Origin of the sequence: Nocardia sp. NPDC050717 (assembly GCF_040654275.1) — a bacterium.
GTDB lineage: Bacteria > Actinomycetota > Actinomycetes > Mycobacteriales > Mycobacteriaceae > Nocardia.
Window position 1 is genome coordinate 127640 of record NZ_JBFAHR010000005.1, and the last position, 24703, is coordinate 152342.

The window sequence follows — 24703 nt, forward strand, 5'->3', positions numbered from 1 at the left end:
TTGCTGGTCCCCGCGCTGAGTCACCGAATTTCCCTCGCTTCGAGATTTTAGTGGAATCTGGTCCGGTTTATTACTGAACCGAATACGCTTCAGTCGTCTGCGGGCGTGGTGCCGGGTGGTGTGGTCGATGATGGAGGTCTTCAGAGATAGCCGAGTCATAGCTGTAGGGAATGTATCCCCACGGCGGCGAGCCGGAGCGTGCTGATCGTGTCAGAGCCGATCAGCGCGGGATGCCGGTGTGAGAGGGCGGATTTCGGGCAGGGTGCCCGGGGTTGGCCGCCCGCGCCGATTCTGTTACCCCGGTGGGCCCGGGGAGTTCGAGAGTTGTTTCGCGGCCGCGCGGCCTCCCCTGCGGTCGGTAGATGGAAGGCAGTCCAGATGACCAACACCACTCCGGCGCGCGCGGGAACAGAGCAGTTGGCGGCGCTGGTGGCGGCGGTCGCGGTCATGGAGCCGGCGCGGATCGCGGTGGAGTTCGGTGCGACGTCGGTGTCGTTCGCCGACCTGGACGCCCAGCTCACGACCATGGCCGAGCTGACCGGTGGCGCGCTGGACCCGGAGACCCTGGTGCAGGTGGTGCTGGCCGAACTGTTCCCCGGTGTGGTCGACGCGGCCGACGGGACGTTCGGCGCCCTGCTGGCCGACCTCGCCGAGCAGGCGATGGCGGTCCTCGGTCTGACGGCACCGGCCGCGCCGACACTGGTCGACCGGTTCACCGAGCAGGTGGACCGCACCCCGGCCGCCGTCGCGGTGCGCTTCGGCGACATCGCCCTCACCTATGCCGAATTCGATGCCAGGGTGCGGGCGTTGGCCGCCCGGCTGGTGCAGCTCGGCGTGGGCCCGGAGGCGCTGGTCGGGCTGGCGATGCGGCGCGGTATCGACCTGATCGTCGCCGTGCACGCGATCGTGCGCGCGGGCGGCGCGTACGTGCCGCTGGATCCGGATCACCCGGTGGAGCGGCTGCGCTACGTGCTCGAGGTGGCGCGTCCGGTCGTGGTGGTGACGCGGGCCTGCGACGAGCCGGAGCTGACCGGCTGCACGGTCCTGCGCACCGACGACATCGACTGGTCGGCGGCCCCCGCGGTGGTCGACGGCGGCGCCGTCGCGGGCAACACCGCCTATGTCATCTTCACCTCGGGGTCCACCGGCAGGCCCAAGGGTGTCGCCGTCACCCACGGCGCGATCGTGGCGAATCTGGACTGGCGCCAGCACCGGTATCCGCTGTCGGCGGCCGACGTGGTGCTGCAGAAGACGCCGTACACCTTCGACGTGTCGGTGTGGGAGCTGTTCTGGCCCTTGCAGATCGGCGCCGAGCTGGTGGTGGCCGAGCCCGGCCGCCACGGTGACCCGGCGTATCTTGCCGCGCTGATCGCCGAGCGCCGGGTGAGCGTGACGCACTTCGTGCCGTCGATGCTGGCGGCGTTCGTGGGTGAGCTCGCCGAGTCGCCGGTGGACCTGTCGTCGGTGCGGCTGGTGTTCGCCTCGGGTGAGGCGTTGCCCGCCGCCACCGCCGCCCGGCTGCGCGCGCTGTCGGCGGCCGCGCTGCACAACCTGTACGGTCCCACCGAGGCCGCGGTCGATGTCACCGCGCACGAGGTGAGCGCCGCCGACGAGGTGTCGGTGCCGATCGGCGGCCCGGCCGACGACACCGGCCTGCTGGTGCTCGACGAGAACCTCGACCGGGTGCCCGCGGGGGTGGTCGGCGAGCTGTATCTGTCGGGCGTGCAGCTGGCGCGCGGCTATGTCGCGCGGCCGGGGCTCACCGCCGACCGGTTCGTGGCCAACCCGTTCGGCGTGCCCGGCGAACGCATGTACCGCACCGGTGACCTCGTGCGCGAGCTGGGCGGTGAGCTGGAATACCTGGGGCGCACCGACTTCCAGGTGAAGCTGCGCGGGTTGCGGATCGAGCTCGGGGAGATCGAGGCGGTGCTGGCCGCGCATCCGCGCGTCGGCAATGCCGCGGTGATCCTGCACCGGCACGCGGCGGGGGAGGCGCTGGTCGGCTACGTGGTGAGTGTCGACGGTGCCGAGCTCGACGAGGCCGAGCTGGCCGCGCACGCGAAGGCGTCGATGCCGGAGTACATGGTGCCGTCGCTGTTCGTCCAGTTGCCCGCCATGCCGATCAATGCCAGCGGCAAGCTCGATCGGAAGGCGCTGCCGGAACCCGATTTCCGGCCGGCGGCGGCCGAGTTCCGGGCGCCGGAGACCGAGACCGAACGCGCGGTGGCCGAACTGTTCGCCGAGCTGCTCGGCGTCGAGGCCGTCGGCGCGGACGACGACTTCTTCCGGTTGGGTGGCAACTCGCTCGTCGCGACCCGCGCCATCGCCCGGCTGCAGACGAGTTTCGGTGTGCGGGTGGATGTCCGGGACTTCTTCGACAGCCCGACCGTCGCCGTGCTCGCCCAGCTGATCGACGACGGGCAGGTCGACGACCGTCCCGCCCTGGTGGCCGGGCCCCGGCCCGAGGTGGTGCCACTCTCGCCCGCCCAGCAGCGGATGTGGTTCCTGAACCGTTTCGATCCGGACTCGGGCGCCTACAACATCCCGATCGCGGTGCGCCTGTCCGGCGCGCTGGATCTGACGGCGTTGCGCGCGGCGGTCGGTGACCTGCTCGCCCGGCACGAGGTGCTGCGCACGGTGTATCCCGAGATCGACGGGGTGGGTACGCAGCGGGTGCTCGCTCCGGAGGAGGCATTGGCCGCGCTGGCTGCCGAGGCGCGCTCGATGGGGCGGATCGACGACTTCCTGGGATCGCGGGACACCTCGGGTAGTCGCACGTGTGATGCCGAAGTCGGCGGCTCCGCGGCGTTCACCGGGGTGACGACGCAGGGCGACGCGAGCGGCGCCTCTATCGAGGTCGGCGCTGATTCCGCGGCCGATCGGGGTATGTCGTACCGGAAAGCCGAGTACGCCGGTGCCGGGGACGACCGTCTCGGCGGGTGGCCGGGATCGGGCGTCGCTGTCGGCCTCGAGGGCACGGTGGAGACCGGCTGGCCCGGCGCAGGGGTGGCGATCGGCATCGAGGCCGCTTCTACCGGCGAGAGTACGACCTCGGCGGGGCTCGGGTTACTCTCCCCGATTCACGTTGCCGCCCGCGACCTTCCGACGGAACTGGCGGCTGTGATCGGGCGTGGCTTCGAGGTGACGGTCGCGCCGCCGATGCGGGTGCGGTTGTTCGAGGTCGACGGTGATCATGTGCTGGTGCTGGTGGTGCACCACATCGCGGCTGACGGGTGGTCGGCCGGTCCGCTGGTGCGCGACACCATGGCGGCGTATGCGGCGCGCACGGGTGGTGCTGCTCCGGCGTGGACGCCGCTGCCGGTGCAGTACGCCGACTACACGCTGTGGCAGCGCGAGCTGCTCGGTGCCGAGGACGACGCCGAGTCCCGCGCGGGGCGTGAGATCGCCTACTGGCGGGCGACGTTGGCGGAGCTGCCCGACGAGACGAGCCTGCCGACCGACCGGCCCAGGCCCGCGGTCGCGTCGATGCGTGGCGGGCGGGTCGCCTTCGACCTCGACGCCGATCTGGTCGCGGCGCTGAATTCCCTTGTCGCCGAGCGGGGCGCGACCTTGTTCATGGTCCTGCACGCGGCGCTGTCGGTGCTCCTCGCGCGGCTGTCGGGGAGCACGGATGTCGCGATCGGTACGCCGGTCGCCGGTCGTGGCGCGGCCGAACTCGACGACGTGATCGGCATGTTCGTCAACACGGCGGTCCTGCGGACCCGGGTGGACGGCGCGGAATCCTTCGCCGAGCTGCTCGGTCGCGTCCGCGCCGACGATGTCGCGGCGTTCGCGCACACGACCCTGCCGTTCGAGCGGCTCGTGGAGGTGCTCGCCCCGGCGCGATCGGCCGGGCGGCACCCGCTGTTCCAGGTGGCGCTGTCGCTGCTGAACCTGCCGCCCGCCACATTCGAACTGCCCGGCCTGCGCGCCGCCGCCGTCGACCTGCCCTACGACATCGAGAAGTTCGACCTCTCGGTGACCCTGCGTGACACGGACCGGGGTCTGTCCGGCGAATTCTCCTACGCCACAGATCTGTTCGACGAGCCGACCGTGGCCGACATGGCTCGCCGCTTCACCGGCCTGCTCGCCGGGATCGCCGCCGCGCCGACCACCGCGGTCGCGGACCTGCCGCTGCTGCTCGACGGCGAACTCGCCGACCTGACCGCCCGGCACGGCGGAACCGTCACGCCCGCACCGCTTCTCCCCGAGCTGCTGGCGCGCGCCGCCGCCGACCCCGCCGCGATCGCCCTGCGCGACGGCGAGCGCACCCTGACCTACGGCGGACTCGACGCCACCGCGACTCGCCTCGCCGCCCGCCTGACCGCGCGTGGCATCGGCCCCGGCGACATCGTCGCCGTCGGCATCCCCCGCTCCGCCGCCTCGGTGACCGCCGTCTGGGCTGTGGTGAAATCCGGTGCGGCGTTCCTGCCCGTCGATCCGAACTACCCCGCCGACCGGATCGCCCACATGCTGTCGGATTCCGGTGCGGCAGCGGGAATCACGGTCACCACCCTGCGCCAGAACCTGCCCGGCACCGTCGACTGGCTCACCCTGGCCCCCGCCGAGGACCACCCCGCCCTCTGCACAGCAGACGACACCGGCGACGCAGCCCAGGATTCCGCCGTTGGCGCCCCGGGGGACGGCGGCGAGGTCGCCGAGCGCGTGGCAGACCCCGCCGTCGGCACCCCGGGAGTCGGCGGCGAGGTCGCCGAGCGCGTGGCCGACCCCGCCGTCGGCGCCCCAGGGGTCGCCGGCGAGGTCGCCGAGCGCGTGGCAGACCCCGCGAACCCCCTCGGCCAGGCGGCGCCCGTTGTGGCGGCCCCTGCGGTGCCGAGTGCGGACGGATCCGGTGTGGCGGCTACTGGGGCGCGTCCCGTCGACTCGGCGCCCGTTGTGGCGGGCTCTGCGGTGCCGAGTGTGGACGGATCCGGTGTGGCGGCTGCTGGGGCGCGTCCCGTCGACTCGGCGCCCGTTGTGGCGGGCTCTGCGGTGCCGAGTGTGGACGGATCCGGTGTGGCGGCTGCTGGGACGCGTCCCGTCGACTCGGCGCCCGTTGTGGCGGGCTCTGCGGTGCCGAGTGTGGACGGATCCGGTGTGGCGGATGCCGGGAAGCGCCCCGCCGACTCGGGCCCTCCCGGCCTGCGGCACGGCCGCGCTCTGGACCCGCGCGATCCCGCGTATGTCATCTACACCTCCGGCACCACCGGTCTGCCCAAGGGCGTGGTGATTCCGCACGGTGCGGTGAGCACCTACGTGTCGGTGCAGGCCGGGCGGTACCTTGCGGCGGCGGACGCGCGCGTGCTGCACGTGGCGTCGCCGTCGTTCGACATCTCGGTCGCGGAACTGCTCCTGACCGTCAGCGCGGGCGCGACCATGGTGGTCGCGCCTCCCGGGGTGTTCGGTGGGGCGGAGCTGGGCGATTTGCTGCGCGCCGAGCGGGTGACCCATGTGATCATCACGCCGTCCGCGCTCGCGACGGTCGACCCGACCGGACTCGACGCGCTGCGCGTGGTGGTCGTCGGCGGTGAGGCGTGCCCGGCGGAGCTGGTCGCGCGGTGGACCGCCGCGATCCCCGGCCTCGTCTTCCGCAACGGATACGGCCCGACCGAGACGACCATCGTCACCAACATCAGCGAACCCCTCACCGCGACAACGCCGATCACCCTCGGCGCGCCGGTGGAGGGGACCACCGAGCTGGTGCTCGACGAGCGGCTGCGTCCGGTGCCCGTGGGCGTGGTCGGTGAGCTGTACATCGCCGGCGCGCAACTGGCGAACGGCTATCACCGCAGGCCCGCGTTGACGGCGGGACGGTTCGTCGCCAACCCGCACGGCGCGCCGGGGGAGCGGATGTACCGCACCGGCGACACCGTGCGCTGGGTCCGGCGCGACGGCGCGCACGATCTGGAGTACTTGGGCCGCAACGACTTCCAGGTGAAGGTGCGCGGCTTCCGGATCGAGCTCGGCGAGATCGACGCCGTCCTCGCCCGGCACGCCACCGTGGACTTCGCCGCGACACTCGGCCACCGCACCGAGGCCGGGGCGACCGTGCTGGTGTCGTACGTGGTCCCGGTCGCGGGCGCCACCGTCGACACCGGCGCGCTCGTGGCGCATGTCGCCGAGCATCTGCCCGCCCACATGGTGCCCGCGGCGATCGTCGCCCTGGACAGCGTGCCGCTGACCCCGGTCGGCAAGCTCGATCGGTCCGCGTTGCCCGCGCCGGTGTTCGAGGCCGCGGTCTACCGCGCGCCCGAGACCGCCGCCGAACAGGTGGTCGCCGCCGCGTTCGCCGAGGTCCTCGGGGTGGTGCGGGCCGGTCGCGACGACGACTTCTTCGACCTCGGCGGCACGTCGCTGCTCGCGACCCGGCTGATGGCCCGGCTCGGCGCCGACCTGGACCTGCGGGTTCCGGTCCGCCAGCTCTTCGACACGTCGACGGTGCGCGCCCTGGCCGCCGCCGTGGATCGTCTGCGTGGCACCGGTTCCGGTCCCGCGCTCGTCGCCGGGCCGCGGCCCGAGCGGCTGCCGCTCTCGCCCGCGCAGCAGCGCATGTGGTTCCTCAACCGCTTCGACCCCGGCTCGGCCACCGACAACATCCCCCTGGCCGTGCGGCTCACCGGCGGGCTCGACCTGGCGGCGCTGCAGCACGCCCTGGTCGACGTCGTGCGCCGACACGAGGTCCTGCGCACCCGCTATCCGGAGCGCGACGGCCACCCCATCGCCGAGATCCTCGCCGCCGACGGTCTCCTCCCCGAGATCCTGCCGCGCGTCGTCACCCGCGACGCGCTCCCCGACGCGGTCCGCGAGGCCGCCACCACCGGTTTCGACCTGACGATCGACGCACCGCTGCGCGTGACGCTGCTGCGCGTCGCCGAACCCCCACGGTCCCCGGCCGCCGACACCACCGAGCCGGGTGACGGAGTCGCCGACGTGAGTCTTCGGGTCGCGAACTCCACGCGGTCTTCTGCGCCGAGCACGGACCTCGGCGCAACGACCGAGCCGGCCGGCGGGGCGGCCGATGCGGCCGACCTCGGTGTCGTCGAACCCGCGCGGTCCTCGGCCGCGAGCGTGGACGCCGTGGCCGGGGCGGACGGCGGAACGACCGACGCGGTGAGTCCCGCCGGGCACGTGGCCGACGACGCCGAGTACGTGCTGGTGCTCGTGCTGCATCACATCGCCGCGGACGGGTTCTCGTTCGGGCCGTTGGTGCGGGACGTGCTGGTCGCCTACGGTGCGCGGACAGCGGGACAGGTCCCGGGCTGGGAGCCGCTGCCGGTGCAGTACGTCGACTACGCGGTGTGGCAGCACGCGGTGCTCGGTGACGCCGCCGACCCGGCGTCGGAAGTGGCTCGGCAGCTGGCGTTCTGGGCGCGTGCCCTCGACGGGGCGCCCGAGCAGCTGGAGCTGCCGACCGACCGGACCAGGCCCGCGGTGGCCTCCCGGCACGGCGACACGTATCCGGTCGCGATCGATGCCGAAACGCACCGGGCGCTGGCCGAATTCGCCAGGGCGCGGGGTGTCACCGTGTTCATGGCGGCGCACGCGGTGTTCGCGGCGTTGCTGGCCCGGCTGTCGGCGACCACCGACATCGCGATCGGCACGCCGGTGGCGGGCCGTGGCGATCGGGCGCTCGACGATCTCGTCGGCATGTTCGTCAACACCCTCGTGCTGCGCACGGACGTCGCGCCCGGTCTGCCCTTCACCGAGCTGGTCGCACGGGTGCGCGAGACCGACCTCGCCGCCTTCGAGCACGCCGACGTGCCGTTCGAACGACTCGTCGAGGTGCTCGACCCGGTCCGTTCCACCGCCCGCAATCCGCTGTTCCAGGTGATGCTGTCCCTCAACGAGGACACCCCGAGCGCCGCCTCGCTGCCGGGCCTCGCGGTGAGCGGTGTCGAGCTCCCCACCGGCGTCGCCAAGTTCGACCTGGAACTCACCCTCACCGAGCACCGGGACGAATCCGGTGCTCCCGCGGGGATTTCCGGCGCGTTCGTCTACGCGACCGACCTGTTCGACTCCGCCACGGTGGCCGGCTTCGCCGCCCGCTTGCACCGGCTCCTCGACGCCGTCCTGATCGACCCGGCCCGCCCGGTCGGCGACATCGACCTGCTCGACGCGAGCGAGTCCGCTGAGATCCTCACCGCGTGGAACGACACCGGCACGGCCTTCGATCAGACCGCGACGCTGCCCGCCCTGTTCGCGGCCCGCGCGGCCGAGACGCCGCACGCGATCGCAGTGGTCGTCGATGCCGATCCGGCGCAGCGCCGGGCCGGGAGTGCGGGGCTCGGTGCCCCGGGTCGGTCGGCAGCCGCGACCGTGTCGCAGACGATGGACGCGCTCGGTTCCGCCACGGAGCCCCATGACGCGGCGGCCGATCGCCGTGGCGAAGGCCCGGACGGCCAGCTCCCGCCCGGGAAGCGCGGCGCGGTCGAGCGTGCGGGCCGAGGCCGACAGCACGGCGTCGAGGAAAGCGCCGGAGGTGGCGAGTCCGGCTCCGACGCAGCGGGATACCTCATGCTGACCTACGTCGAGTTCGCCGCGCGAATCTCCCGATTGGGGCGGCACCTGATCGGCCTCGGCGCGGGTCCGGGCGCGGTGGTCGCGATCGCGCTGCCCCGCGGACTCGACCAGCTGGTCGCCGTGCACGCGGTGCTCGCGGCGGGCGCCGCGTACGTACCGGTCGATCCCGATCATCCGGCGGACCGCATCGCGTACGTCCTCGACCGCACGGCACCGGTCTGTGTTCTGACGGCCACCGAACATGCCGCTGCCCTCGGTGATTCGGCGCTGGCGATCGACGCGCTCGACCTGTCGGATCTGCCGGACCACCCGATCGTCGACGGCGAACGGCTCGCCCCGCTGCGACCCGAACACCTCGCCTACGTGCTGTTCACCTCCGGCTCGACCGGCAGGCCGAAGGGTGTGGCCGTGCCGCACCGGGCTGTGGTGAACCACATGCTCTGGCTGCAAACCGAATACGCGCTCACGTCGGACGATGTCGTCTTGCAGAAGACCCCGTTCACCTTCGACGCCTCGGTGTGGGAACTGCTGTGGCCGTTGCAGACCGGCGCGCGCCTGGTGCTCGCCACCGCCGACGGCCATCGCGACCCCGCCTACCTGGCCGACGCCACCGCCCGTCACCGCGCCACCGTCGTGCAGTACGTGCCGTCCGTGCTGGCGGCCGTCGTCGCGGAACCGGCGCCGCGGGATTCGCTGCGCCTGGTCTTCGCGGGCGGGGAAGCGCTCACCACCGACCTGGCGCGGCGGGTGCGCGATGCCTCCGGAGCGCGGGTCGTCAACCTGTACGGGCCGACCGAGACCGCCATCCAGGTCACCACCCACGAGGTGGGCGCCGAGTCGACCGCGTCCGTGCCGATCGGTTCCCCGGTCGCCAATACCCGTGTGTACGTGCTGGATTCGCGGTTGCGGCCGGTCCCGGCCGGTGTCCCCGGCGAACTCTATGTGGCGGGCGCCCAGCTCGCCGACGGCTACCACGCGCGCCCCGACCTCACCGCCGAACGCTTCGTCGCCGACCCCTTCGGCTCCGGCGAACGCCTCTACCGCACCGGCGACCTCGTCACCTGGCGCACCGGCGCCAACGGACCCGCCCTGCACTACCTGGGCCGCACCGACTTCCAGGTCAAACTGCGCGGCCTGCGCATCGAACCCGCCGAGATCGAGGCCGCACTCGCCGGGGTCCCCGGCGTGCGCCGCGCCGCCGTCCTCGTGCGTTCGGACGCCGGACGGCCCGACCAGCTGGTCGCCTACATCGTCGCGGCCGGCGCGGGCGTCCACGCCGACGCGGAAGGTGCGTCGGGTCCGCGACACGACCCCGCCCCGCCGCGGGCGGCCGGTGCCGCGGGCTCGCTCGCGGACGGACACGGTGCCGCGGGCTCGCCGGTCGGTCCTGCCGGCGGTACGGCCGCTCAGCTCGCGAGCAGCGCTGCGGCGAGCCCGGCGCCGACGGCCGCGGACCTGGACGCGGCAGTGGCCGCCGTCCTGCCCTCGTACATGGTGCCGGGAGCGTACGTCTTCCTCGACGAACTGCCCATCAACTCCTCGGGCAAGCTCGATGTGCGCGCACTGCCCGCGCCGGACCTGCCGGAACGCGAGTACCGCGAACCGGTGACCGCCACCGAGCGGATCGTGGCCGACACCTTCGCCGGTGTCCTCGGCGTGGACCGGGTGGGCGGCACCGACGACTTCTTCGCCCTCGGCGGCAACTCGCTGGTCGCCACCCAGGTCGCGGCCCGGCTCGGCGCCGCACTGGACGCGCGGGTGCCGGTGCGTGAACTGTTCGAGGCGAGCACGGTCGAGGGCCTCGCGGCCCGGCTGGACACCCTGTCCGGCACCGGCAGCCGGCGCGGTCCGGTGGCGGGCCGACGGCCGCACCGGATTCCGCTCTCCCCGGCCCAGCAGCGGATGTGGTTCCTGCACCGCTTCGATCCGGACTCGGCGGCCTACCTCATCCCGGTCGCGATCCGCCTCAGCGGCGACCTCGACAGCACCGCGCTGCGCGGCGCGCTGGGCGACCTGGTGGCCCGGCACGAGACGCTGCGCACCACCTACCCCGAATTCGACGGGCAGGCGACCCAGCTCGTCGGCGCGCCGTTCGTGCCCGAGCTGCCCGTCACCGAGCTCCCCGCCGACGCGGTACCGGCCGCGGTCGCCGCCGCGCTGGCCGACGGCTTCGACATCACCACCGAGGTGCCGGTGCGCGCTCGCCTGCTGCGGGTGACGCCGACCGAGCACGTGCTGGTCCTCGTTGTGCACCACATCGCGGCCGACGGCTGGTCGATGGCCCCGCTGACCCGTGACCTGGTCACCGCCTACGCCGCCAGGTCCGCGGGCGCCACCCCGCGACTGCCCGCGCTGCGCGTCCACTACGCCGACTACGCGCTGTGGCAGAGCGAAGGACTCGGCAGCGCGGACGACCCCGCCGCGCCGCTGGCCCGGCAGCTCGCCTACTGGACCGATCGGCTCGCCGGTCTCCCCGACGTGCTCACCCTGCCCGCCGACCGCCGCAGGCCGCTGATCGCCTCCCAGCGCGGCGCCACCTTCACCGCCGTCTTCGATGCCGACCTGCACCGCGGGATCGACGAGCTGGCCAGGTCCCGGCGCGCCACCCCGTTCATGGTGCTGCACGCCGCCCTCGCGGTGCTGCTGGCGCGGCTGTCCGCGGGCTCGGACATCGTGGTCGGCACGCCGGTCGCGGGCCGCGGACACCGGGAACTCGACGAGATCGTCGGCATGTTCGTCAACACGCTGGTGCTGCGCGCCCAGGTCCGCGCCGAGGCGCCCTTCGCGGCCCTGCTCGACCAGGTGCGGGCGAGCGATCTCGATGCCTTCGACCACGCCGACGTGCCGTTCGAAAGCCTCGTCGACGCGCTCAATCCGGCTCGCTCGCAGGGATATTCGCCGCTGTATCAGGTGTCGCTGGCGCTGCAGAACCAGCGCACCGGTGACTTCGCACTGCCCGGCCTGACCCTCTCGGGGGTCGAGCTGCCGGACGCGCCGATCGCTGTCGACCTCGACTTCACCTTCGTCGACCACTACGCGACCGACGGCACCCCCGCCGGGCTCGACCTCGAACTGCGCTACGCCACCGACCTCTTCGACGCGGGCACCGTCGCCGACCTCGTCGCGATGCTCGAACGGGTGCTGCGCGCCGCGATCACCGCGCCGGAGACCGCCGTGGGCGATCTGCCCCTGCTCGACGGCGTCGAGCGCGCCGCTCTGCTGGCGGGCCCGCACGGTGACCCCGTCCCGCTCGACCGGCCGCTCGCCGAACTCGGCGTGCGCGCGCCGCTGGCCGCGCTGCTGCTCGACGCCGCCGCCGCGCGTGACCCGCACGCCGTCGCCGCCGTGGCCGACGGCACGGAGATCACCTACGGCGCGCTGGCCGCGCGCGCGAACCGCTTCGCCCGCAGGCTGATCGAATGCGGTGTCGGGCCCGAGACCGCCGTGGCCGTCGCGGTGCCACGCGGCATCGAGCTGCTGGTCGTGCTGCACGGTGTGCTCGCCGCGGGCGGCGTGTACGTGCCGATCGATCCGGCTCAGCCCGCCGATCGCATCGGGCACGTCCTCGCGACCGCCGCGCCGCGCCTGGTCGTCACGGCGCGGGCGGGCGATCTCGACCACGTCGACAGCGGCATCCGATCCGCCACCGCCTCCGTGCATTTCGCCGCCGCCTCCCGCTCCGGCTTCCCGGTGCTGACGGTCGCGCAGCTCGAGGACCCGGCCCGGCCGCCCGTGCACGGTGGGCCGGTCACCGACGCCGAACGGCTCGCGCCGCTGCACCCGGCCCACCCGGCCTACGCGCTGTTCACCTCCGGCTCCACCGGTCTGCCCAAGGGCGTGCTGGTCTCGCACCGGGCGCTGGTGAACGAATTGTGCTGGCTACGTGGCGAATACGGGCTCACCGCGGCGGATCGGCTGCTCCAGCGCGCCCCGCTGACCTTCGATGTCTCGCTGTGGGAACTGCTGTGCCCGGCGTTGCTCGGCGCCACCCTGGTCCTGCTGCGGCCCGGCGGTCACCTCGACCTGGCCTATCAGGCCGGGGTGATCCGCGAACAGCGGGTCACCGTGGTCGAATTCGTGCCGTCGGTGCTGGCCGCCATGCTCGCCGAAGGGCTCGCCGAGGACCTGCGCGGGCTGCGGATGCTGCACCTGGGCGGCGAGGAACTGCCCGCCGCGCTGGCCTCGACCGTGCTCGCGACCCTGCCCGGCGAACTACACAACACCTACGGCCCCACCGAGGTGGCGATCACCAGCACGTTCCAGCAGATCACCGCGCCGGTCGAGCGGACCGAGCTGCCGATCGGCAGGCCGAACTGGAACGTGCGCGCCTACGTCCTGGACGAGCGGCTGCATCCGGTGCCCGCCGGCGTCACGGGTGAGCTGTATCTGGCGGGCGACCAGCTCGCGCGCGGCTACCTGGGCAGGCCCGAGCTGACCGCGGACCGGTTCGTCGCCGACCCGTTCGCCGTCGCGGACGCGCCGGGCACGCGCATGTACCGCACCGGTGACCTCGTGCGCCGCGAGCGCGACGGCGCGCTGGTGTATCTGGGCCGCAACGACTTCCAGGTCAAGATCCGTGGCTTGCGGATCGAGCTGGGGGAGATCGAGGCCGCGCTCGGCGACGCCCCCGGCGTCACCCACGCGACCGTTGTCCCGGCGACCGACGATGCCGGACGGCAATGCCTGGTCGCCTACGTCGCCGGTGCCGTCGACGTCACCGTGGTGCGCGCGCACGTCGCCGCCAGGGTGCCCGCCTACATGGTTCCCGCGCACGTGGTGGTGCTCGACACCGTCCCGCTCAACGCCGCGGGCAAGCTCGATCGCGCCGCCCTGCCCGCCGCCGACCTGTCCACCACGACCGCCTATGTGGCGCCGCGACCGGGCCCGCAGACTGTGCTGGCCGGCGTGATCGCCGACCTGCTCGGGCAGTCGCGCGTCGGCGCCGACGACGACTTCTTCGCCGTCGGCGGCAACTCCCTGCTCGCCATGCGCCTGGTCGCCCGCGCCAACGCGGCGCTGGGCAGCGCCCTGGACGTGCGCGATGTGTTCGACGCGCCGACCGTCGCGGGCCTGGCCGAACGCGCGGGCAGTGCTGAGCAGCTACAGCCACTGACGAAGGTCGAACCGCGCCCGGACCGAATCCCGTTGTCACCGGCCCAGACCCGGCTCTGGCTGCTGAACCGGATCGACCCGGACTCGGCCGTCTACACCCTGCCGATCGCGCTGCGCCTGACCGGCGACCTGGACACCGACGCACTGTGGGCGGCACTGCGCGATGTGCTCGCCCGGCACGAATCGCTGCGCACCGTCTTCCCCGAGGACGGCGAAGGACCGACCCAGGTCGTCCTCCCGGTCGAGGAGGCCCTGCCGGGCGCCGCCGTCCGCGAGGTCCCCGAGTCCGCGCTGGCCGACGCGATCCGTGCGATCGTCGGCGCCGGCTACGACCTGACCACCCAGCCGCCGCTGCGCGCCGTCCTGCTCCGCACGACGCGCACGGCCACTGCGGCGTGGCCGAGTGCGCCGGGAGCGATCGGCGGCCACGACGGCGCGGCCGTCGCCGAGGTGGCCCACGTCAGCTCGCCCGCCGTGCGCAACGGCACCGAGGTCGGCGCCTTCACACCCGGCGGTGCCGCGCCTGTCGATCCGGTCCGGGAAGTCGAGCACGTGCTGGTGGTCGCGGTGCATCACATCGCGGCCGACGGCGTCTCGACGACGCCGCTGGCACGGGATCTGATCACCGCGTATGCCGCCCGGCACGCGGGGAGCGCGCCGGGGTGGGAACCGCTGCCGGTGCAGTACCCCGACTTCGCGCTGTGGCAGCACGCGGTGCTCGGTGACGCGGCCGATCCGGCCTCGCGCATGGCGCGGCAGCTGGCGCACTGGCGCGACGAATTGGCCGGGCTCGCACCGGTTCTGGAACTCGCCACCGATCGGCCGCGGCCCACGGTGCGCACCGGTGCGGGTGGGGCGGTCGGATTCGACGTGCCCGCCGGCGTGGTGGCGGGGATCGAGGAGCTGGCGCGTCGGCACGGCGTGTCGACCTTCATGGTCGTGCACGCGGCGTTCGCGGTGCTGCTGTCGCGGCAGGGCGCCGGCGCGGACATCGCGGTGGGTACGCCCGTCGCGGGCCGGGCCGATGCCGCGCTCGACGACCTCGTCGGCATGTTCGTCAACACCCTGGTGCTGCGGACCACGGTCGACGGCGACGCGGGTTTCGCCGAGCTGCTCGCCGCGGTGCGCGCCGCCGACCTGCGCGCCTTCGCCCACGCCGACCTGCCGTTCGAGCGGCTCGTCGACGAACTGAATCCGGTGCGCTCCACGGCCTATTCGCCGATCGTGCAGGTGATGCTGGCGTTCGAGCACCGCGACGACACCACCATCGAGCTGCCCGGGCTGCGGGTCGAGGCCTACGACCTGCCCGCCGTGACCACCCAGTTCGATCTGTCCCTGGCGCTCACCGAGATCAGCGGTGCGGCAGGCGAATCCGGCCTGCGCGGCTGGCTGCGCTACGCCACCGACCTGTTCGACGCCGAGACGGTCACCGCCTTCGGCGCCCGGTTCGTGCGCGTCCTCGCGGCGGTCGTCGCCGACGACACCGCGCCCGTCGGCGAGATCGACCTGCTCGCTCCCGCCGAGCTCGCCCAGCTGGCGGCCTGGAACGACACCGCGGCGCCCCTGGACACCGACGCGACACTCGATGCCCTGTTCGCCGCGCAGGCGAGCCGCACACCGGATGCCGTCGCTCTCGCGTTCGAGGGCGAACGCGTCGGCTACGGCGAGTTCGCCGCGCGCGTCGCCCGGCTCGCCCGCTGGCTGATCGACGCGGGCGTCGGACCCGGCGCGATCGTCGGTGTCGGCCTGCCGCGCGGCATCGACCTGCTCGTCGCGATCTACGCGACGCAGGCCGCTGGCGCCGCCTACCTGCCCCTCGACCCCGACCACCCGGCCGACCGCACCGCGCACGTCCTCGTCACGGCGGCACCGGTTCTCGTGCTCGCGGACGCGGGCTTCGCGGCGCCGGTGACCGTGGTGGACCCGGCGACGATCGACCTGGCCGGGTACTCGGCGGCGCCGGTCACCGACGCCGACCGGCTGCGGCCGCTGCGCGGCGCCGACCTGGCCTACGTGCTGTTCACCTCCGGCTCCACGGGGATGCCGAAGGGCGTCGCGGTCACCCACACCGCGATCGTCAACCGGCTGCGGTGGATGCAGGACACCTACCGGCTCGACGCCACGGCCACCGTGCTGCAGAAGACGCCCATCACCTTCGACGTCTCGGTCTGGGAACTGTTCTGGCCCTTGCAGATCGGCGCCACCCTGGTGATCGCGCGGCCAGACGGGCACCGCGATCCCGCCTACCTGGCCGAGGTGATCACCCGCACCGGCGTCGACGTCGCGCACTTCGTGCCGTCGATGCTGGCCGCCTTCCTCGCCGAACCGGCGGCCGCGCGGTGTGTCTCGCTGCGCCAGGTCTTCGCCTCCGGCGAGGCGCTGCCCGCCGCCGACGCGCAGCGGTTGCGCGCCCTGATCCCCGGCGTGGCCGTGCACAACCTGTACGGGCCCACCGAGGCCGCCGTCGACGTCACCTTCCACGAGGTCACCGACGCCGACACCGTCACCGTGCCGATCGGCGCGCCGGTCGCCAACACCGCCCTGCACGTGCTCGACGCGCGCCTGCGCCCGGTGCCGATCGGCGTGCCCGGCGAGCTGTACCTGGCCGGTGTCCAGCTGGCCCGCGGCTACCTGAACCGTCCCGACCTGTCCGCCGACCGCTTCGTGGCCACCCCGTACGGCGAGCCGGGCGCCCGCATGTACCGCACCGGCGACCTCGTCGTCCGCACCCGCACGGGCGAACTGGAATACCTGGGCCGCACCGACTTCCAGGTGAAGCTGCGCGGTCTGCGCATCGAACTCGGTGAGATCGAGACCGCGCTCACCAGCCTCGACACCGTCGACCGCGCCGTGGTCACCGTGCGTGACGACGGCACCGGCGACTATCTAGCCGCCTACCTGGTCCCTGCCACCGACGCAGTCCCCGCCGATACCGGCAGCGTTGCAGTCGGCGACGCCGTCGAGACCGGCAGCGTTGCAGTCGATGGCGCCGCCGAGACCGGCAGGGGCGCAGCCGATGGCGCCATCGCGGAAGCCGATCGCGCGGAGCAGGATCCCGGTCTCGGCGCGACAGCGACCGGCACCCGTGCCGACGGCGCCCCGTCGGCGGGAACGACCGACACTGCCGACCTCGGCCCCGCGATCGACCTCGACGGCGTGCGGACCGCGCTGCGGCAACTCCTTCCGGCCTACATGGTGCCGAGTGCCTTCGTGGTGCTGGCGGAGCTGCCGGTCAATTCCTCGGGCAAGCTCGATCGGCGGGCGCTGCCCGCACCGCAGCTGGTCGCCCGCGAGTTCCGTGCTCCGGCAACACCTTCGGAGCGCGTGGTGGCCGGGGTACTCGCCGAGGTGCTCGGCGTGGAGCGGGTCGGCGCCGACGACGACTTCTTCGACCTCGGCGGCAATTCGCTCCTCGCCACCAGGGTCGCCGCGCGGCTCGGCGCCGCGCTCGATCGCCAGGTGCCGGTGGCGCGGATCTTCGAGGCGCCGGTCGTGTCGGCGCTGGCCGCGGCGCTGGACGCCGCCGAGGCGACCGGACGGCTCGCCCTGGTGGCGGGGGAACGGCCGGAGCTGATTCCGCTCTCACCCGCGCAGCAGCGCATGTGGTTCCTGAACCGGTTCGATCCGGAATCGGCCGGATACAACGTGCCGATCGCGGTGCGGTTGACCGGCGCGCTCGACCTCGCGGCGCTGGCCGCGGCCGTCGACGATCTCGTCGAGCGGCACGAGGTGCTGCGCACCTACTACCCGGAGACCGCCGACGGACCGGTGCAGCACATCCTGCCCGCCGCCGAAGCCGGTGTCGCCCTGCGTGTTCAGCCGATCGCGGCCGACGAGGTGGTAGACGCGGTGACGACGCTGGCCGCCACCACCTTCGATGTCACCGCCGGTGTGCCGTGGCAGGTCGTGCTGTACCGGATCAGCGACGACACCGCGGTACTGGCCATGGTCGTGCACCACATCAGCGCCGATGGCTCCTCGGTCCCGCCGCTGGTGCGTGACCTGATGACGGCCTACCTCGCCCGCCGCGCGGGCACCGCGCCACGGTGGACGCCGCTGGCGGTGCAGTACGCCGACTACGCCCTCTGGCAGCGCGCGGTCCTCGGCGACGAGACCGACCCCGCCTCGGTCGCCGCCCGCCAGCTCGACTTCTGGCGCCGCGAACTCGCCGATCTCCCCGACGAACTCGCCCTGCCGCTGGACCGCCCGCGACCCGCCGTGCGCACCCTCGCCGGCGGCACGGTGCCGATCACGGTCGACGCCGCCACCCACGCCCGCCTGAACGACCTCGCCAAGGCGGCGGGCGCCACGCTGTTCATGGTCGTGCACACCGCGTTCGCCGCGCTGCTGGGCCGGCTCTCGGGCAGCAGCGACATCACCGTCGGCACCCCGGTCGCCGGACGCGGCGAGGCCGCGCTGGAAGACCTGATCGGCATGTTCGTCAACACACTGGTGTTCCGCACCCGGCTGCGGGCCGGGGAGACCTTCGGCGAACTGCTGTCCCGGCAGCGCGGCACCGACCTCGCGGTGTTCGCCAACGCCGACGTGCCGTTCGAACGCCTCGTCGAGGTGCTCGATCCGACGCGCTCGACCGCCCGGCATCCGCTGTTCCAGGTCGGGTTCTCGTTCCAGAACTTCGAGCGCGCCGAGCTGGCCCTGCCCGGGATCACCGTCTCGGCGGTCGACACCGACAGCGCGCTGTCCCAGTTCGACCTGCACCTCATCGTCGGCGACGAGCACACCGCCGACGGTGCGGCCGCCGGGATCACCGGCGTCCTCACCTACGCCGACGACGTCTTCGACACCGAGACCGCGGCCTCGATCGCGGGCCGCCTCGAGCGCCTGCTCGGCGCGGTGGCCGCGGCACCGAACGCCGCGCTCGACACCCTCGACGTGCTCGAACCGGCGGAGCGCACCCGGATTCTCACCGAGTGGAACGCCACCGCCCACGACGTCGACCGCGCCGCGACGCTGCTCACGCCGTTCCGCGCGCGGGCGCTCGCCGACCCTGCGGCGACCGCCCTCGTGGACGAGGACACCACGCTCACCTACGGCGAGCTGGACTCCCGCGTCAACCGCCTCGCCCGGCACCTCGTCGCCACCGGAGTCGGCCCCGATACCCTTGTCGCACTGGCGATCCGCCGCTCCGTCGACCTGGTCGTGGCGATGTACGCGGTGGTCACCGCGGGCGGCGCCTACGTGCCGATCGACCCCGACCACCCGGCCGACCGCATCGCCCAGGTCCTCGACACCGCGCGCCCGCGGTGGATCCTGACCACCGCGCGAGACGAGTTCCGCGCACCGGCGCCAGGTCTCGCCACCGGTCGGACGCTGCCGAGCGCCGCGACCGCTGCCACCGCATCCGGCGTCCTCTCGCCGACCGCGGCGGACGGCTCACCCGGTACCGGCGGGTCGTCCGCGGAAGGCGTCGTGGCGAGCGGCGGCCCCCGGGTCGTCGTGCTCGACGACCTCGACCTCGGCGGCCTGCCGGATCATCCCGTTGCCGATGCCGAACTCGCCGCACCCCTGCGGGAATCGAACCTCGCCTACGTCCTGTTCACCTCCGGCTCGACCGGCAGGCCCAAGGGCGTGGCCATGAGCCACGCGGGCATCCGCAACCAGCTCGCCTGGCTGCTCGAGCGGTACGAACTCGGCAGTGACGATGTGTACCTGCAGAAGTCCGCCGCCACCTTCGACCTGTCGGTCTGGGGCTACTTCGCCCCGCTCGCCGCGGGTGCGGCCCTGGTGCTGGCGTCCCGGGACGGCCATCGCGACCCGCTCTATCTCGCGGATCTCGTCGCGGCGCACCGGATCACCGTCCTCGACTCCGTCCCGTCGATGCTGTCGGTGTTCGCCGCCCACGCCACCGTCGAGCAGCTGGCGAGCCTGCGCCTGGTCCTGGCCATCGGTGAAGCGCTCACGCCGGACACGGTGACCACGCTGCGGGCGAAAACCGCTGCGGCCGTACACAACCTGTACGGCCCGACCGAGGCCGCGGTCTCGGTCACCGCCTGGCCCGCCGACGCGGCGAGCGGGCAGACCGTCCCGATCGGGGTGCCCGCGTGGAACACCCGCGTGTACGTCCTCGACGAGCGGCTGCGCCCGGTCGCGCCGGGTGTCGCCGGCGAGCTGTACCTCGCGGGCGAGCAGCTGGCGCGCGGCTACCTCGGCCGCCCGGATCTGTCCGCCGACCGCTTCGTCGCCGACCCGTTCGGCCCGGCGGGCGCGCGCATGTACCGCACCGGTGATCTGGTGCGCTGGACCCGCGACGGCGTGCTGATCTACCTGGACCGCATCGACTTCCAGGTGAAGTTCCGCGGACAGCGCATCGAGCTCGGCGAGATCGAGACCGCCCTGCGGTCGCTGCCCGCGGTCAGCCAGGCCGCGGCGGTGGTCTCGGCGAGCCCGACGGGCGAGCGCCTCGTCGGCTACGCCGTGCCGACGCCCGGCGCTGAGCTCGATCCGGCGCGGCTGCGGGCGGGGGTGGCGGCGGTGCTGCCGTCGTACATGGTGCCGTCGGAGATCGTGGTGCTCGACGCCTTCCCGCTCAACACCTCCGGCAAGCTCGACCGGAAAGCCCTGCCCACCCCGGAATTCGTGGCCAGGCCGTTCCGCGCGCCGGTCACCGCCGCGCAGCGTGCCGTCGCCGAGGTCTTCGGCACCGTGCTCGGGCGCGAGCGGGTCGGCCTCGACGACGACTTCTTCGAGCTCGGCGGCAACTCCCTCGTCGCCACCAGGGTGGCGGCCCGCCTCGGCACCGCCCTGTCGACCAGGGTGCCGGTGCGGACCCTGTTCGAGGCGAGCACGGTCGCCGATCTGGCCGCCGTCCTGGCCCACCGCGCCGGATCGGGGGCGGGTCTCGCGCTGACGGCGGGCCCGCGCCCGCACCGGGTTCCGCTGTCCGCGGCCCAGCAGCGGATGTGGCTGCTCAACCGCCTCGACCCCGAGTCGGCGGCCTACAACATCCCGATCGCGGTGCGCCTGCGCGGCGACGTCGACGCCGACGCGCTGGCGGCCGCCGTCACCGATGTGCTCGACCGGCACGAGGTGCTGCGCACCGCCTACCCCGCCGTCGACGGCATCGGCCACCAGGCGGTGTGGCAGTTCGTGCCGACCCCGGTCGTGGAGACCGTCGACCCGATCGCGGTGCCCGCCGTCGTGGCCGCCGAGATCGGTCGCGGCTTCGACGTCACCGCCGCCCCGCCCGTGCGGGTGCGCGTGCTGCGGTGCGCCCCCGACGAGGTGGTACTGGTCGTGGTGATCCACCACATCAGTGCCGACGGCTTCTCCGCCGGACCGCTGCTGCGCGACACCACCGCCGCCTACCTGGCCCGCCGGGCCGGGATCGAACCGGGTTGGGCGCCCTTGGAAGTCCAGTACGCCGACTACACGCTGTGGCAGCGCGCGGTGCTCGGTGACGAGCGCGATCCCGCCTCGCTCGCCGCCCGGCAGGTGCGCTTCTGGCGCGCCGAACTCGACGGCCTGCCCGGGCTGCTCGAGCTCCCCACCGATCGGCCGCGTCCGGCGGTCGCGTCGCATCGCGGCGCGAGCGTGGACGCCGTGGTGCCGCCGCGGATCTGGCAGCGCGCCGGGCAGCTCGCCCGGCGGGCGGAGGCCAGCCCGTTCATGGTCGCGCACGCGGCACTGGCCGCGCTGCTGGCCCGGCTCAGCGGCAGCGCCGACATCGCGATCGGCACCCCTGTCGCCGGTCGCGGCGACGCGGCGCTCGACGACCTGGTCGGCATGTTCGTCAACACCCTCGTGCTGCGCACCGCGGTCGACCCGGCCGCGTCGTTCACCGATCTGCTCGGCCAGGCCCGGCGCGTCGACCTCGACGCCTTCGACAACGCCGACGTGCCGTTCGAGCGCCTGGTCGACGTGCTCGAACCGGTGCGCTCCACCGGGCACAGCCCGCTGTTCCAGGTGATGCTCGCGTTCCAGAACCTGGACGCGGCACCGGCCGAGGTGACCCTGCCCGACCTCACCGTCACCGGCCTGGACACCGCGGCCGCCGTCGCCAAGTTCGACCTGGACCTGGTCCTGGCCGATACCGCCGAGGGCGGCTGCGCCGTGAGCCTCACCTACGCCACGGACCTCTTCGACGCCGCCACCGCGGACCGGTTCGCCGCGAGCTTCGTGCGGCTGCTCGATGCCGTCACCGCCGACCCGGACGGGGCGATCGGCGAGGTCGACCTGCTCACCGAGGCCGATCGAGTGATGCTCGAAACCTGGTGTGACACAACGGGTCCTGCCTCCGCGGCGGTGTTGCCCACCGCGTTCGACCGCCAGGTCGCCGCGACACCCGACGCCGTCGCCCTCACCGACGGCGACGTCGATCTCACCTACGCGGAGTTCGGCGCCAGGGTCAACCGGCTCGCCCGCCACCTCGTCGGGCGGGGCGTCGGCCCCGACACGGCGGTGGCGGTCGCCGCGCGCCGCTCGCCCGACCTGCTGGTCGCGGTGCACGCGGTGCTGGCGGCCGGGGGCACCTACGTGCCGATCGACCCCGACCATCCGGCCGAGCGGATCACCCGGATCCTGCGGATCGCCCAGCCGATCTGCGTGCTCACCACCACCCGCGACGCCGCCGACCTGCCTGCCCTGGACGCGGACCGTCGCGGCGGACTGCCCTGGCTGGACGTCGTCGAGCTCGACGCCCTCGACCTCACGGCCCTGCCGAGCGGACCGCTCACCGACGCCGAACGGACGCAACCGCTGCGCCCGGAGAACACGGCCTACGTGATCTTCACGTCCGGGTCCACCGGCCTGCCGAAGGGTGTCGGCGTGCCGCATCGTGCCATCGTCGACCAGCTCGACTGGATGGCGACGGAATTCGGCTTCGCACCCGGCGACGCCGTCCTGCACAAGACGCCGATCACCTTCGACGCCTCGATCTGGGAACTGCTCCTGCCCCCGCGCGTCGGCGCGCGCACCGTCATCGCCCGCCCCGGCGGTCACGGCGACCCCGCCTACCTCGCCGCCCTGATCGCGCACCACCGCGTGGACACCGCGCAGTTCGCGCCCACGCTGCTGGCCGCTTTCCTCACCGATCACGAGCACTCCGTCGGACGGGTACCCGAACCGGATAGCGCCGGGTCGGGTACGGCCCTGATGCTCGGCTCGGCGGGGACCGGCAGCGGTGACATCGCCGGGAGCGATCGCCGCGAGCATGCCGCGGCCGGAAACGGCTACGCGGGCGGAGTTCCCGCGGGCTCGGACCCGCGCGACCGGCCCCGCTCGCTGCGGCGGGTGTTCGCCGGTGGTGAGGCGCTGCCCGCCGCCCTGGCCCAGCGCGCGCGGGCGGTTCTCGGCGCGGAGGTGATCAACCTCTACGGCCCCACCGAGACCACCGTGCAGGTGAGCACGCACGTCGTCGGTGCCGCCGATCGGCTGACCGTCCCGATCGGCGGCCCGGTCGCCGGTACCGCGCTGTACGTCCTCGACGCGCGGCTGCGGCCGGTGCCGCCGGGTGTCGTCGGCGAACTGTACGTCGGCGGCGGGCAACTCGCGCACGGCTATGTCGGCGCGCCCGAGCTCACCGCCGAGCGGTTCGTGCCCGACCCGCACGCCGGGCCGGGCGCCAGGATGTACCGCACCGGCGATCTGGTACGCCTGCGGATCGGCGAGAACGGTTCGCCCGCACTCGACTACGTCGGGCGCGGCGACCTCCAGGTCAAACTCAACGGCCAGCGCGTCGAACTCGGCGAGGTCGAGGCCGCGCTGCTGCGGCAGGCCGGAGTGGCGCAGGCCGCGGCGGCGGTGGTGTCCGGCGCAGGCGCCGACCGGCTGGTCGGCTACGTCGTCCTCGGCGCGGATTCGGCAGGGGCACAGCCTGATCCGGCGAGCCTGCGGGCCGCGCTGGCCGCCGAACTGCCCGGGTACCTGGTGCCGGCCACTGTGCTCGTTCTCGACGGGTTCCCCGTCAACACCTCGGGCAAGCTCGACCGCGCCGCCCTGCCGCTCCCACACCTGCGGCAGGCGGCCTACCGTGGCCCGATCACCGAGACCGAGCGCGTCGTCGCGACGGTATTCGCCCGGGTCCTCGACCTGGACCGAATCGGCATGGACGACAACTTCTTCGACCTCGGCGGCAACTCGCTGACCGCGGTCCAGCTGTCCGCGCGACTGGGCGAAGCGCTCGGCGTCGCGGTGCCGGTGGCGTGGTTCTTCACCGACCCGACCCCCGGCGTCGTGGTGGAACGGCTGCGCGCCGCCGACGAGACGGCCGACGCCGCGTTCGCGGTCCTGCTGCCGCTGCGCGCAGGCGGCAGCGGCGCCCCGCTGTTCTGCATCCACCCCGTCGGCGGCGTGTCCTGGTCCTTCGCCGGGCTGACCCGCCACCTGGACCCCGAACGCCCCGTCTACGGCCTGCAGTCCCCGGCCCTCACCGCCGCGGAACCGCTGCCGGAGACGATCGACGACTGGGCACGCCGCTACATCGAGGCCATCCGCGCGGTGCAGCCAGAGGGGCCGTACCACCTGCTCGGCTGGTCGCTGGGCGGGTTGCTCGCGCACGCCGTCGCCACCGGACTCCAAGCCGACGGGGAGCAGGTCGCGAGCCTGGCCATGATGGACAGCTGGCTCGGCGCGGAACCGGCCCAGACCCCGGCGCCCACCGTCGGCGACCTGCTCGGCGGCCTGGCGGGCGACGACCTCGACATCGGCTGGGACGAGCTCGTCGCGGCCGATCTCGGCGGCCCGCTGGCCGGGCTCGACCGCGCCCGGCTCACCCGCATCATCGACGCGGCCACCGCGTCCATGGCGATGGTCGACAGCTACCGGCCGCGCCGCTTCGACGGTGACCTGGTCTACTTCGCGGCCACCGTCGACGACCCCACCGGCACCCGCGGCGCGGCCACCTGGACGCCCGCCGTCACCGGCACGGTGCACCGCCACGGCATCGACGCCACGCACTGGGCGATGGCGGGGGAGCGGGCCCTCGCGCGGATCGCGGCGGTCCTCGACGGCGCCGAACCCGCTGTCGCCCAGCGCGACCAGGACGAATCGGCGAACGGCGGGCAGCGGACCGCGAGGGCCGATGCGCGGGCGGGGGCGATGGGCGCCTAGAATC

The 24703-nt window shown here is 73.6% G+C and carries 1 protein-coding gene; it reads left to right on the forward strand.

The window, feature by feature from the left end:
• Positions 1-378: 378 nt before the first annotated feature.
• Positions 379-24699 carry a non-ribosomal peptide synthase/polyketide synthase gene (locus AB0H56_RS13215; RefSeq protein WP_357161591.1) on the forward strand — a complete coding sequence of 8107 codons (24321 nt, stop codon included), beginning with the start codon at positions 379-381 and terminating at the stop codon, positions 24697-24699.
• Positions 24700-24703: the final 4 nt, after the last annotated feature.